At 62.2% G+C, this 12693-nt stretch carries 11 protein-coding genes and 3 pseudogenes; 12 read left to right on the top strand and 2 right to left on the bottom strand.

The features are described from left to right. Positions 1-59 precede the first annotated feature (59 nt). The 5 genes from J4G43_RS56325 (at position 60) to J4G43_RS50490 (ending at position 3453) form a co-directional block, all read left to right on the top strand. The gene (locus J4G43_RS56325; RefSeq protein ID WP_208089209.1) at positions 60-320 is read left to right on the top strand and encodes a tautomerase family protein; all 261 of its coding nucleotides are present in this window, start codon (positions 60-62) and stop codon (positions 318-320) included. 184 nt (positions 321-504) lie between these two features. Then, the gene (locus J4G43_RS50505) at positions 505-825 is read left to right on the top strand and encodes a hypothetical protein (protein ID WP_208083526.1); all 321 of its coding nucleotides are present in this window, start codon (positions 505-507) and stop codon (positions 823-825) included. A gap of 126 nt (positions 826-951) precedes the next feature. Next, the gene (locus tag J4G43_RS50500; protein WP_161495887.1) at positions 952-1113 is read left to right on the top strand and encodes a hypothetical protein; all 162 of its coding nucleotides are present in this window, start codon (positions 952-954) and stop codon (positions 1111-1113) included. Positions 1114-1460: 347 nt separating this feature from the next. Next, positions 1461-3194 (top strand): long-chain-fatty-acid--CoA ligase, encoded by a 1734-nt coding sequence (locus J4G43_RS50495; RefSeq protein ID WP_208083525.1) that lies wholly within the window; start codon positions 1461-1463, stop codon positions 3192-3194. Then, positions 3127-3453 (top strand): hypothetical protein, encoded by a 327-nt coding sequence (locus J4G43_RS50490; RefSeq protein WP_208083524.1) that lies wholly within the window; start codon positions 3127-3129, stop codon positions 3451-3453. The genes J4G43_RS50495 and J4G43_RS50490 overlap by 68 nt, the downstream gene beginning before the upstream one ends. A 95-nt stretch (positions 3454-3548) precedes the next feature. Here J4G43_RS50490 and J4G43_RS50485 read toward each other — a convergent pair whose 3' ends face one another. Next, positions 3549-4109 carry a TetR/AcrR family transcriptional regulator gene (locus J4G43_RS50485; RefSeq protein WP_208083523.1) on the bottom strand — a complete coding sequence of 187 codons (561 nt, stop codon included), beginning with the start codon at positions 4107-4109 and terminating at the stop codon, positions 3549-3551. Between the two features lie 100 nt (positions 4110-4209). On the opposite strand from J4G43_RS50485, the pseudogene J4G43_RS50480 reads away from it, so the two are divergent. The 5 genes and pseudogenes from J4G43_RS50480 to J4G43_RS50460 all read left to right on the top strand — a co-directional run. Then, positions 4210-4989 (top strand): annotated as a pseudogene (locus J4G43_RS50480) (amidase); the annotation flags it as partial. Between the two features lie 510 nt (positions 4990-5499). Beyond that, complete coding sequence (ltrA, locus tag J4G43_RS50475) at positions 5500-6801, top strand: group II intron reverse transcriptase/maturase (RefSeq protein WP_208083522.1); 1302 nt, start codon at positions 5500-5502, stop codon at positions 6799-6801. 54 nt (positions 6802-6855) lie between these two features. Beyond that, positions 6856-7563: an amidase family protein gene (locus J4G43_RS50470; protein WP_225005624.1), complete on the top strand. Its 708-nt coding sequence runs from the start codon at positions 6856-6858 to the stop codon at positions 7561-7563. Between the two features lie 227 nt (positions 7564-7790). Beyond that, positions 7791-8756, top strand: a complete 966-nt coding sequence (locus J4G43_RS50465; RefSeq protein WP_208083521.1) for a LysR family transcriptional regulator — start codon at positions 7791-7793, stop codon at positions 8754-8756. Positions 8757-8942: 186 nt separating this feature from the next. Next, the gene (locus J4G43_RS50460; protein WP_208083520.1) at positions 8943-9377 is read left to right on the top strand and encodes a cupin domain-containing protein; all 435 of its coding nucleotides are present in this window, start codon (positions 8943-8945) and stop codon (positions 9375-9377) included. Between the two features lie 47 nt (positions 9378-9424). On the opposite strand, the pseudogene J4G43_RS50455 reads toward J4G43_RS50460, so the two are convergent. Beyond that, positions 9425-10374: pseudogene (locus J4G43_RS50455) on the bottom strand (LysR family transcriptional regulator). Positions 10375-10472: 98 nt separating this feature from the next. Between J4G43_RS50455 and J4G43_RS50450 the strand changes: the two are divergent. Further along, a pseudogene (locus J4G43_RS50450) lies at positions 10473-11647 on the top strand (MFS transporter). 10 nt (positions 11648-11657) lie between these two features. Further along, complete coding sequence (locus J4G43_RS50445; RefSeq protein ID WP_208083519.1) at positions 11658-12692, top strand: aldo/keto reductase; 1035 nt, start codon at positions 11658-11660, stop codon at positions 12690-12692. The last annotated feature ends 1 nt before the right edge of the window (position 12693 follow it).

The raw sequence follows: 12693 nt of genomic DNA, 5'->3' as shown, positions 1-12693 counted from the left end.
ACGCAACGACAAAACCGTAAAGCCCCGCGTTCAGCATAACCCGGCAGGAATCCACTTAAATCCAGCGGGGCGCTGTCCAAACAACCGGGGCCAGCTCTCAGATTGCTCGCGCAACTGCTCCCGAGCGGCGAGCGTGGTGGCTGGAGCGCGTCAACACTACGCTCAATCCCTTCATACGCGAGCGGGGTTATCGCTGGGAGGTCCACATTGACGAAACGCCAATCGATTTCTGGACCATCCAAGGAATGAAGCCGCCTGACCCCGATTCTGAGGCTGAAAAGCACTGGGTCAAAGAGGGCCGCCCGTCAGCATATACCTGAGTGTGGGCGCAACCTTCAGCGAGCTGATCGCGGCGATGGGTATCAATCCGCCAAGCTTCGGCGACGCGAACGCCTAAATGCCGAAAGGCGCCGGGCGGACGTAATATCGCCCGGCCGGCTCGTCGCAGTGCTCTTCAGCCTCGATGCCTTACAGGTTTTATCCCGAAACCCAAAGGAGATCGCTATGTCGATCCGTAGCCTGCTTGTTGCCGCAGCATTCGCGTCTCTGCAGCCCGCCCACGCCGATGGCCTGCGTCCGATTGATGCCATGAGCGTCGACGTTGGCGAACTGTCCGGTGTCGCCTACTACACCGTAGAGCGCGACGGATTCCATGTCGTAACGACCCTTGCACAGGGCATGACGGGAACGCCGATCCGTGTGGTGTGTGTTCTTGCACCGGGTCAGAGCGTGGCGTTCTCAACACCGGACCAGGTAAATGCGCTCGAAATCAGCCGGAACGGCGACAGCGTGCTCGTCCGCAAGGTGAAATCGGTCTCGAACTAATTTCCGGCCAAATGGCGCCTTCCCAGCGAACGGGAAGGGCGATGAGCGTGATCAGCGGCAGAGCGGTCCATCGCATTTTCGCCGAACCTGCTCCACCCGATCTATTTGAATTAGGGATAGCCGAACATGAAGGAGGCCATTCTGCGCTCCGGCATCGACCGTCGTACCCTGCTCATGACGTTGGCGTTGCTTCCAGCCCTATCCGCGCCGCCGTTATCCGTCTCCGCGTCGGCCCTGACCGCTTCGCGGCGCGACGTGGCAGTGAGCGGTGCGTGCCAGTACCGGTGAAAGGGCGCCGGCGGCTCACGACATCCAGCTTCCAGAGTCTTAGCTTCATTCACAGCATCGAATCTAAATCGTGTTTGGAAGACAAATGCCCCTGTCAGTCATATGGCTCGTCACGTCCTTTGCGATCAGGCTGCTAGTCGTTCACTTCAAGCTCGCCATCCTTCTCAGGTCTCGCGCGAAGGCGCGTTTTCGGGGACCGGGCGCCCAAGGGCGAGAGGGCGGGCGAGACGTCGTCCTGGCTGATGAAAACCTCCCGCCAAATGGATACCCGTGCGGACCATCTCCTGCCCGCACGAACAGTCGCTTGCGGCTGAAGTGAAAGCGTTGAAACCGAGGGAACATTCGCCATGCTTGGCCTAATGATGCAAACTCCGTTGCTCCTGTCGTCCATTCTCATGCACGCGGCGCGCTCCTTTCCCGATGTCGAGATCGTCTCCCGAACTCCCGACAGGCCCGATCACATCACGAACTACAGCGGCCTTCTCGAGCGCAGCTCTCGGCTCGCAAATGCATTGGACTCGATCGGCATTAAGCCAGGCGATCGCGTGGCGACCTTAGCCTGGAATAGCTATCGGCATCTGGAGCTATACTTCGGCATTTCCGGAATGGGAGCCGTTTGCCACACGATCAATCCAAGGCTGTTCGTGGACCAGATCATATACATCATCAACCACGCCGAAGATGCGGTTGTATTCTTCGATCTGGCTTTTATCGATCTCGTACACTCTTTAATGCCGCAATGTCCGACTGTTGAAGCGTGGATATATCTGGGCGAGGCGGGCGACGCAAAGATCGTGGGAGCCAAAGGCTTCCCATCCTATGAAGGATTTCTCTCCGGGTGCTCGGAAGCTTATGCATGGCCCGAGTTCGACGAGAACACGGCATGCGGACTGTGCTATACGTCGGGAACGACAGGAAACCCAAAGGGTGTGCTGTATAGCCATCGCAGCGCCGTGCTGCATTCCTGCGCCGCAGCGCTCCCAGACGCTTGTCGCATTTCTCTGGATGACACGGTCGCGCTTGTCTCGCCGATGTTCCACGCAATGTCTTGGGGAATGCCGTATTGTGCAACGGCGACGGGTTCGAAGCTGGTGATGGCCGGACAAAACGTCGACGGTGAGAGCCTGCACAGGTTGTTCGAGGACCACGGGGTGACTTTCGCCGGCGGCGTGCCGACGGTCTGGCTGGGCTATGTTCGATACCTGCATAGCGCCGGCGTGAAGCCGACGACGCTCAATCGCGCGCTGATCGGTGGCACGGCATGTCCGGCCTCCCTGATGGAAACGCTGCAGGACGAATACGGAGTAGAAGTTCTGCATGGCTGGGGCATGACGGAAACCAGCCCGCTCGCGACGATCTCGAAGCCACTGCGCAAGCACATGACCTCGTCGAGAGCTGAACGGCGGTCTCGCCAGGTCAAACAAGGACGTGCGCTTTTCGGGGTCGAAATCGGCATTCGCGATGGCAACAACAGAAAACTCCCCCACGATGGCAAGGCCGTTGGCGACCTCGTGGTTCGGGGGCCCTGGATTGCCCGCGCTTATTACAAGATGCCGGAAAGCGAGCGTGCCGATGGCTGGTTTTTCACGGGTGATGTCGTCACGATCGACAGCGACGGTTATATGCAGGTTACGGATCGCTCGAAGGACGTCATCAAGTCCGGAGGCGAATGGATATCGTCTATCGAGCTCGAAAACCTGGCGATGGCCCACCCCGAAATCGTCGAAGCGGCGGTGATTGGTATTGCGCATCCAAAATGGGACGAACGCCCGCTCGTGCTTGCGGTCCGACGCCAGGGATCGAGGCTCAAGGCGCAAGATCTCCTGGCCTTTTACGAGGGCAAGATCGCGAAGTGGTGGATGCCGGACGATGTTCTGTTCGTCGACGAGCTTCCGCACGGGGCGACCGGAAAAGTCCTGAAGACCAAATTGCGCGAGCTTTACGGAAACCGCGATTCCGCCGCGATCAGCCAGACGGGCAACCCGCCCGCCGCCGAAGCCAACGGAGGTTCCTATGTCAGTCCGCAGCTCGCTTCTCGCAGCCGCCGTCACCTTCGCCTCACTCGGGGCCGCACACGCTAACGGCCTGCGGCCGATCGAGGGCCTGAGCATCAATCTCGGCGATGTATCCGGCGTCGCCTACTACACGGTCGAGCCCGATGGATTCCGCGTCGTCACGACTCTTGCACAGGGTGAAGCGGGAACGCCGATCCGCTTTGTGACAGTACTGGCGCCCGGTCAGCGCGTCGTTGTCTCAACGCCATACCAGGCCACCGCGCTCGAAGTCAGCCGAAAGGGCGATGAACTGCTCGTCCGCCGGGCGAGCACGTTCTCCAATTGACTGTCAATTGGCACGCAAGCGCCGACGTGAAGAAGCCAAAGATGTCCACGATTCATCTCCGCCAGCTATTTGGACGGCGCAGGCAGGATCGGCTTTCAGGTCGGGATCAAGCCTGATCCGCGAAAGCTTTCGATCAGCGCATCGAACAATTTCAGGTCGGCGCGGCTCCGCGCCATCAGTTGCGCGCCGGCAACGGCCGCGTAGATCGCGCGCGCCCTTGCTTCACGCTTGCTGGCGGGAACTGAAGCCGCAGCGAGCATCCTGGTCAGCCACGCCACGTTGACATCGGCGAACGCCTGCACCTCGGTTTTCACGGCGTCCGGCAGATCATCATATTCGGCCGCCATGAAGCTGCAGAGGCACATGCGATTGTCCTGCTCGAGCGATCGACGAAAGAGTCCCGGATAGGCGCGGAGCGCCTTTCTTGGATCTCCGTTCGCTTTTGAAAGAGCTTCGAGGTTCGCCGCCGTATCCTCCCAGTAGCGTCTCGCCACCGCCGCACCCAGCTCGGCCTTGCCGGGGAAGTGATGATAGATGCTCGCAGCCTTGATGCCGACTTCAGCCCCGATGTCGCGGAAGTTCAACCCGCCATACCCGTGGGCCTGCGCTGTCCTGCGCGCTGCAGCCAGGATCGCTTCCTTCGCATTTTCGCTCATCGTGATCACCTCAACGTGTCCCTACCAAATGGCAGGTAGGGATTGAAGTCCATAAATGCGAGGGACATGTCCAGCCTACCAAATGGCAGGTAGGACAGATATGATGGATAACATCGTTAGAACGGACGCCACCCGCATCGCCCAGCTGATCGCTCAACGGGAGCTTTCGCCCGTCGAGGTCATGCAGGCGCATCTCGACCGCATCGCGGCGGTCAATCCCAAGCTGAATGCGATCGTGACGCTGGCCGACGGCGCGATGGAAGGCGCCAGGACGGCCGAAGCGGCGGTGATATCGGGCGCCCAGCTCGGCCCTCTCCATGGCGTTCCGTTCACGGTCAAGGATGGGATCGACACGGCGGGTGTGCTGACACAGCGCGGCTCGCCGATTTTCAGGGGGCGCATGCCTGACGCTGATGCCACCGTCGTGGCCAGGCTGAAGGCCGCCGGCGCCATTCTTATCGCAAAGACGAACCCGCCCGAATTTTCCTATTCGATCGAAACCGACAATCTCGTGACGGGCCAAACCAACAACCCCTGGAACCTCGACTACACGCCGGGCGGATCGAGCGGCGGTGAATCCGCTGCCATCGCAGCGGGCATGTCGCCACTCGGTGTGGGCAGCGATCTCTCGATCTCTTTGCGCGGCCCGGCAGCGCATACCGGTGTCGTCGGATTCAAGGCCACTCACGGTCGAATGCCGATGACAGGCCACTGGCCTCGGGTGCCACGTCGCTTCTGGCATATCGGTCCGATGGCGCGCTCGGTGCGCGATGTGGCGCTCGCTTATTCCTTGATGGCAGGACCCGACGGCGCCGACGGCTTCTCGGTCAGCTCGCCCGATCTCGATACAGGGGTGGGCACGAAATCGACCCGTCAGGTTGTGTGTCCAGCGAAGGCTGGCATGTTCAGCAGGAGACAAACCTGCCGGGGTAGAAGTCAGAGCCCCGTAGTTTGGATAGCAGAGGTGATGGAAACTGAAACTCTGAAGCCTATCGACAAAGTCTCCCCAGGGGAGGCTACGAGTCATCGGGCCGTAATAAAAGTGAACGCGTTGTGGCCTCGAAAGTGAGTATCCCCGAGGGCCGAGCCTTCAACCGGAGGGCGAAGGCAGCATGAGCAACTGAAGACTGACCGATACGGATGTTCACCTCGGCGGGGTGGAAGCGACAGCACGGTGACAAGGACATGCTGAGCAACTGGAGAAGCCCTCCTCGTCCCGACGCGAAATCGTCGGAGCAAGGTAGGCCGTATAACCGGCGAAACCGGGAAGTCGGCCGAAGACGAGAGGGTGGCGGCCGGGTCCGGAGTAGCAATGAAGCGGAGTAATATCCGTGGAGCCAAGGGACCCTGCCATTTGCAATGTCTCCAACATAGGGAAGGCAAGGACGAGATGACAAAGGCGTCCATTGATTTGCAGGACCTGAGGCGGAGAATATACGTCAAGGCAAAGGCTGAACCGTCCTGGCGGTTCTGGGGACTATACGTCCACGTCTGCAAGATGGAGACCCTGCGCGCTGCGTATGAGATGGCCAAAGAGAACGATGGAGCACCGGGAATAGACGGTGTCACCTTCGAGGCCATTGAGACGCAAGGCGTGGAAGCTCTGCTTGAGCAGTTACGGGACGAACTGATCGGGCGCACCTACCAGCCACTTCCCGCGCGGAGGCAGGAGATACCGAAGGACGGGGGCAAAGTCCGTGTCCTCTCGATTCCGGCGATCCGCGACAGAGTGGTGCAAGGGGCGCTCAAGCTCATCCTCGAGCCTGTGTTCGAGGCTGACTTTCAACCGGGGTCGTATGGATATCGGCCCAAACGGACAGCACATGGCGCCATCAAGCGTGTGGCTGAAGCGATAGTCCAACGGAAGACGCGGATTCTCGACATTGACCTACGGGCCTACTTTGACAATGTCCGGCATGACCGGCTGTTGGAGAAAGTGGCGCGGCGGGTTGATGACGCGCATATACTGCATCTCCTAAAGATGATGCTGAAAGCCTCAGGCAAGAAGGGCGTTCCGCAGGGCGGTGTGATCTCGCCCTTGCTCAGTAATCTCTACCTCAATGAGGTGGACAGGATGCTGGAGCGAGCGCGGGAAGTCACCCGCAACGGCAAGTACACCTACGTCGAATACGCGCGATTCGCTGACGACCTGGTGGTCTTGATCGACGCCTACAAGCGTCATGACTGGCTGATTGGAGCCGTGACCAAACGACTCCGGGAGGAGTTCGCCAAGCTGCAGGTGGAAATCAATGATGAAAAGAGCCGCACAGTGGACCTTGAGCGCGGTGAGTGCTTTGGGTTCCTGGGCTTTGAGTTCCGCTACTTCCGCGGACTAAGCGGAGCGATGCGGCCGCATTACACGCCCAAGCTCAAAAAGCGGACGGCACTGGTGCGGGCGCTCAAAGAGGTGTTCCGCCGACACCGGTCGCAACCGGTTGAACGAGTGATAAACTTGATCAATCCGATGCTCCGGGGGTGGGTGAACTACTTCGCGGTGGGGCATTCCAGCGAGTGCTTCAGCTTCATCAAAGACTGGGTGGAGAAGAAGGTCAGGCGCCATCTGGCGCATGCTCAGAAACGAAAGGGCTTCGGCTGGGAACGATGGAATAGGCGGTGGCTGTACGACACTCTCGGGCTGTTCAACGCCTACAGAGTGCGACGCGACGGGCCGAAAGTCGCCCCAGCAGGATAGGTCCCATAAGCGTTGGCGTGAAGCAAATGGGAGCGCGCAGTGCGGGAAATCCGCATGCTGCGTGCGACGTGGAGGGGACTGGAAACGTGGCACGGTCGAGAGGCCTGTCGGCGCGCCAGTCTTCGACCCTACCGTGTAGGCTGGCTTGCCTCTCCGGGCATCTTCGGACCAGTCGATCGAGAGGTGGTCGCGACGGTGAGGGCGGCCGCTCATGCGCTGAGTGGTGCTGGCTGTCTCGTCGAAGAGGTCCGGTTGCCCGTGCTGGAGCAGACCGATGCCAACAGCGTGCTCTGGCAGCTCCAGCAGATGGAAGCCCGGCCCGAGTTTGCGAAGGTCACCGCGGGCCACGAGGCCCAGATCTTCAGGCACGCCAAATTGGTCCTCGATACACCTGACACGCCGATAGCCGACTTCGTCGCCGCCGAGCAGGCCATAGAGCGCCTTCGCGACAGCTTCGCCGAATACTTCCAGCGCTACGATGCGCTGCTATGCCCGGTGACCCCGTTCCCGGCGACCAAGCATGGTCTCAACGACCTCGTGGTCGATGGCGTGACGGTTTCACCCTTTCACGTCATGAGCGCCACATCACCGTTCAGCTTGACGGGAATGCCCGCTCTATCGATGCGGTTTGGAACGAGCCATGACGGTCTTCCGATCGGCGTGCAAATGGTCTCCTCCTGGCTGGCGGAATCGACGGTGCTCAAGATCGCCTCGCTCCTCGAGGAGGTGAGCCCCGTTCGCGACCTTCATCCGACTATCTGACGATGAAAGGGCGGGATTCATCCCGCCCTCTCCCCTGAGAGCATCCACCATGAAAGATGAGCTGACGATATCGCGGCTTGCTCAATCAACCGACGGTCACGCTCAATTGCATCGCGCTCCTGGTGCGCTCCGGTCATTGTTGCCGTCCATAGGTTCGCTATCGGTTGCCGCTCCCTTCCCTCATGAAGTTCCCGCGCGCGCCGGACCATCACCGGAAACAGGACGTCATGAAGGCACACAGCAGCGCTCTCGAAGAGGCCGAGAAGGATGATCAGAATGAACATTCAAGTCTCGCTCACACCGACGCGCAGCCGATCGACCTGAATTCCCTGCAGACATTCGTCGCTGTCGTGCGCGCCGGCGGATTTGCGGCGGCAGCCCGCGAAACCAACACGCCGAGGTCGTCCGTCAGCTTGCGCATCCGCAGCCTGGAGGCGGCGCTCGGTGCGCGGCTCTTCAAGAGGTCCACGCGCGCTTTTGCCCTCACGGCCGCAGGACGAGAACTCTACCAGCGTTCGGCTGGCGCGCTTGCCCTGCTTGTCAACGCGCTCCGGGGGGTAAGCGGTGCTGACGACCCATATGCCGGCGAAATCCGCATCACGCTGCCGGCCGACTTTCCGGTCAGGATCGTGGCAGCCACGATCGGGGATTTCAGAAACGATCACCCCAATGTGCGCCTTGAGGTGTCGCTCACTAACGACGTGCTCGATCTCATCTCCCAGGATATTGATATTGCGCTCCGCATCGGAGCGGCCAATCCTCAGGAAGCCCTGATCAAGGGCGCAATCGACATGAAGTTTGGTCTTTATGCGAGCTCAGACTATGTGAGCCGTCACGGGATCCCCGTCGATATTCGCGACGCGTCGACCTTGATCGGGCCATCGAGGCCGGAATTGCTGCGCCTTCTATCCCGCTCCTTGCCGGGCGGGGCGACGTGGCCCGCCTTTCATGTCGCGGTCGACTCCTTCGCTCTTGCTCGTGAGCTTGTGCTGAATCACCAGGGGATTGGTCTGCTTCCGGAAGCCCTCTGCAGAGTGGAATACGCATCGAGGCTCGTCGTGCCGGTTTTGCCAGAGGAGTTCTCCGGGACGATCCGCCTGCATCTCACATATCCGTCGCGGGCCGATCTGAGCGCCAAGGTCGCGGATTTTACCCGTGTGTTCGAGCGACACCTTGCAGCTGCCGGGCGGTGATTTTCGTTGTTGTCGTTGTTCATGCCGACAGTTTGAGGTGGACCGTTCGGGCAGCAGAACTGGTCTTCGGGAAACTCCGATGCCAATTGGCCAGAACTACAGCCGCTGTGGCTTGCGGAAGGGGACTAATCTGCGGCCCTCCCGCATGCAATCTATCGAGCTCCGAAGTCAATGGAGCCTTGGCCAATGCAGAGCGTCATCACAACGAAGTTCGAAACGACCGAATTTGCCGGTCTCACGACGAAAATTATCAATCCGCAGGAAAGCCCGTTCACGGTGCTGGACATGACCATCAAGCCGGGCTTCGGCGCACCCGCCCACATCTCCGAGGAGGAGGACAAGCTGTTTGTCCTCCTGGAGGGCCGGGTGAAATACCTCGTGGGAGACCAGACCGAGGTCGCTGGACCCGGTTCGCGGATTCTCGTGCCGAGAGGAGTTGTTCACGGCTTCACCAATGAGGGGCCGGCCGACGCGAGACACATCCTCGTCTCCACGCCGCGTCGTCACGAGGAATTCTTCCGCGATCTGCACAGGATCCCCGAGCCGCGCGAGCAGCACATGGACATGCTGCCGACGATCGCAGCGCGCAACGGCCAACGGATAGTTGGTCCGCTCCCATGACACGATGGGCAGCACCGAACGCGCGTATCGCGGCGATTTCGACGTCCCTAGGCCACCCTCCACCTCCCGTCCCCCGCCCGCTTCAGCGCGGGGTCGCTCATCCGCACATGCTCGGCGAGAAAATCGATGAACGCGCGCACGCGCGCGGGCAGGGGCGCGGTGTGGCCGACATAGACGGCGTGGATGTCTTCGCGGTCGCCGGGATTGTAGCTTTGCAGCACCGGGACGAGGCGGCCCGATTCGATGTCGGGGCCGATGTGGAAGAGGGCGAGGCGGGCGAGGCCCACGCCGCCGAGGGCGAGGCGGCGGGCGATTTCGCCGTCGCTGGCGCGGGCGGCCGGTGGCGGCATGGCTTCCTCGGTGTGGTCGCCGCGCCGGAATGGCCAGCCGCCGCGGATGCGCGGAAAGGTCCAGCCGATGCCGCGGTGCTGGGTGAGATCCGCCGGCGTCTTCGGCGTGCCGAAGCGCGCCAGATAGTTCGGGTGCCGACGACGACCATGCGGCTGGTGCCGAGCTTTCGCGCGACCAGACGTGACGCTTTCAGGGGCCCGACGCGGATGGCAATATCGGCCCGTTCCTGCATCAGGTCGATCAGCGTGTCGGTCAGCACGAGGTCGAGTGTGACCTCGGGATGCCGTTCCAGGAAGCGGGGAATCAGCGGTAGGACGTGCAGCATGCCGAAGGGAATGTTGCAGTTGACCGTGAGGCGGCCGCGCGGCGCCGCACCTGAAGCCGCCTCGCGCTCGGCCCATTCCATCTCTCCGAGGATGCGCACGGCGCGCTGGTAGAAGGCCTGGCCCTCCTCCGTCAGCGTCAGCTTGCGCGTGGTGCGGTTGATCAGCCGCGAGCCGAGGCGCGTCTCCAGCCGCGAGATCAGCTTGCTGACGCCCGACGGGGTCAGGCGCAGTTTTCGCGCGGCCTGGGTGAATCCGCCGAGATCGACGACGCGGACGAAAACCTCCATCTCGGCGGAGCGATTGGTATCGAAACGAGCCATGTTGAATTCACGTCACAAATGATTGGATTGCGGACATCCTAATGGTTTTGCCGCGCTGCGGCTATCTGCGTGGCTCGTCCCTCGCATTGGAGCCACGCATGCCTCCCGCCGTTCTCGCCCTCACCGCCGGTGCCTTCGGCATCGGCACCACCGAGTTCATCATCATGGGCCTGTTGCTCCAGGTCGCCGCCGACATGCACGTCTCCGTGCCGGTCGCGGGGCTGCTGATCTCCGGCTATGCGCTCGGCGTCTTCGTCGGCGCGCCTGTGCTCACGCTGGCGACGCGGCGGATGCCGCGGAAAACCGTCCTTCTCGCCCTGATGGCGATCTTCACGCTCGGCAATGCCGCTTGCGCGCTGGCGCCGAACTACGAATGGCTGATGGCGGCGCGGGTGCTGACCTCGCTCGCCCACGGCACCTTCTTCGGCGTCGGGTCGGTCGTTGCGACCAGCCTCGTCGCGGAGGACAAGCGCGCGTCGGCGATTGCGACCATGTTCATCGGCCTGACGGTCGCGACGCTCCTGGGCGTGCCCTTCGGCGCCTGGTTCGGCCTGATGCTCGGCTGGCGCGCGGCATTCTGGGCGGTGACGGTGATCGGCGTGATCGCCTTCGCAGTGGTGGCCACATTCGTGCCCGGCTATGTCGGCAATGGCGACAAGCCGATCTCGCTCTCCGAGGAGGTCGCGGTGCTCGGCCGTCCGCAGGTGCTGCTCGGCCTCGCCATGACCGTGTTCGGCTTTGCCGGCCTGTTCGTCGTCTTTACCTATATCCAGCCGATCCTGACGCGCTTCACCGGTTTTCCGGAAGCCGCGGTGTCGCCGATCCTGCTGGTGTTCGGTGCAGGTCTCGCGATCGGCAATGTCGCCGGCGCAAGCTCGCCGATCGCGGCCTTGCGCGTGCCCTGATCGGCACGCTCGCTGCGCTCGCCATCGTGCTGCTTGGCCTTGCTGCCGTGCTGTCAGTCAAGATCGCAGCCATCGCGCTGATCCTGCTGCTTGGCATTGCGGCCTTTGCGACCGTCGCGCCGCTCCAGCTTCGCGTGCTGGAAGCCGCTGGCCCCAGCGGCCGCACGCTCGCGTCCAGCCTCAACATCGCCGCCTTCAATCTCGGCAACGCGCTCGGCGCCTGGGCGGGCGGCGTCACCATCGATCGCGGGCTCGGTCTCTCCGCGCTGCCGCTGGTCGCGGCCGGCATCACGGCCGTCGGTCTCGTGCTATGGAGCCTTCAGCTCGATCGAACGCAGTCCGCAGTCGCGGCGTGCCCGGCGGAATAGGAGAATGATCATGGAATATCGCAATCTCGGCGCTTCCGGTCTCAGGGTACCCGTCCTCAGCTTCGGCACCGGCACGTTTGGCGGCCAAGGCCCGCTGTTCTCGGCCTGGGGCCGCAGCGGCGCCGAAGAAGCGCGCAGGCTGGTCGACATCTGTCTCGAAGCCGGCGTCAATCTGTTCGACAGCGCCGATGTCTATTCGAACGGCGCGTCAGAGGAAATCCTCGGCGCCGCGATCAGGGGACGCCGCGACAAGGTGCTGATCTCCACCAAGATGAGCCTGCCGATGGGCGACGGTCCGCTCGATGCCGGCTCTTCGCGGTATCGTCTGGTCGCCTCGGTCGAAGCTGCGCTGCGCCGGCTCGGTACCGATTACCTTGATCTGCTCCAGCTTCACGCCTTCGATGCGTTCACGCCGATCGAGGAGGTCCTGTCCACCCTCGATACGCTCGTACGTGCCGGCAAGCTGCGCTATGTCGGTGTCTCCAATTTCGCCGGCTGGCAGCTGATGAAGTCGCTCTCAATTGCCGAACGGCACGGCTGGCCGCCCCATGTCGCGCATCAGGTTTATTATTCGCTGCTCGGCCGCGACTACGAATGGGAGCTGATGCCGCTCGCACGCGACCAGGGCGTCGGCGCGCTGGTCTGGAGCCCGCTCGGCTGGGGCCGGCTCACCGGCAAGATCCGGCGCGGAAAGCCGCTCCCTGCGAGCAGCCGTCTGCACGCCACCGCGCAGTTCGGCCCGCCCGTGGACGACGAGCGGCTCTATGCCATCGTCGACGTGCTTGATACGATCGCCGCGGAGACCGGCCGCACGGTGCCGCAAATCGCTATCGCCTGGCTGCTGTCGCGTCCCACCGTATCCTCCGTGATCATCGGCGCCCGCGATGAGGCGCAATTGCGCGACAATCTCGGCGCGGTTGGCTGGTCGCTGAGCGCTGCGCAGATCGCGCGTCTCGACGAGGTCAGCGCCGTGATGCCGCCTTATCCCTACTACCCCTATCGCATCCAGGAAGGCTTTGCGCGCCTCAATCCGCCGCTGGTGTGAC

The sequence above is a fragment of the Bradyrhizobium barranii subsp. barranii genome, assembly GCF_017565645.3.
In the GTDB taxonomy this organism is placed as follows: domain Bacteria; phylum Pseudomonadota; class Alphaproteobacteria; order Rhizobiales; family Xanthobacteraceae; genus Bradyrhizobium; species Bradyrhizobium barranii.
This window is presented reverse-complemented; position numbering and strand designations above follow the sequence as displayed.

Bases quoted from the DNA above. Each gene is read 5' to 3' on its own strand.
- J4G43_RS50505 (WP_208083526.1), top strand. From the start codon at position 505: ATGTCGATCCGTAGCCTGCTTGTTGCCGCAGCATTCGCGTCTCTGCAG.
- J4G43_RS50500 (WP_161495887.1), top strand. From the start codon at position 952: ATGAAGGAGGCCATTCTGCGCTCCGGCATCGACCGTCGTACCCTGCTC.
- J4G43_RS50495 (WP_208083525.1), top strand. From the start codon at position 1,461: ATGCTTGGCCTAATGATGCAAACTCCGTTGCTCCTGTCGTCCATTCTC.
- J4G43_RS50490 (WP_208083524.1), top strand. From the start codon at position 3,127: ATGTCAGTCCGCAGCTCGCTTCTCGCAGCCGCCGTCACCTTCGCCTCA.
- J4G43_RS50485 (WP_208083523.1), bottom strand. From the start codon at position 4,109: ATGAGCGAAAATGCGAAGGAAGCGATCCTGGCTGCAGCGCGCAGGACA.
- ltrA (WP_208083522.1), top strand. From the start codon at position 5,500: ATGACAAAGGCGTCCATTGATTTGCAGGACCTGAGGCGGAGAATATAC.
- J4G43_RS50470 (WP_225005624.1), top strand. From the start codon at position 6,856: ATGCTGCGTGCGACGTGGAGGGGACTGGAAACGTGGCACGGTCGAGAG.
- J4G43_RS50465 (WP_208083521.1), top strand. From the start codon at position 7,791: ATGAAGGCACACAGCAGCGCTCTCGAAGAGGCCGAGAAGGATGATCAG.
- J4G43_RS50460 (WP_208083520.1), top strand. From the start codon at position 8,943: ATGCAGAGCGTCATCACAACGAAGTTCGAAACGACCGAATTTGCCGGT.
- J4G43_RS50445 (WP_208083519.1), top strand. From the start codon at position 11,658: ATGGAATATCGCAATCTCGGCGCTTCCGGTCTCAGGGTACCCGTCCTC.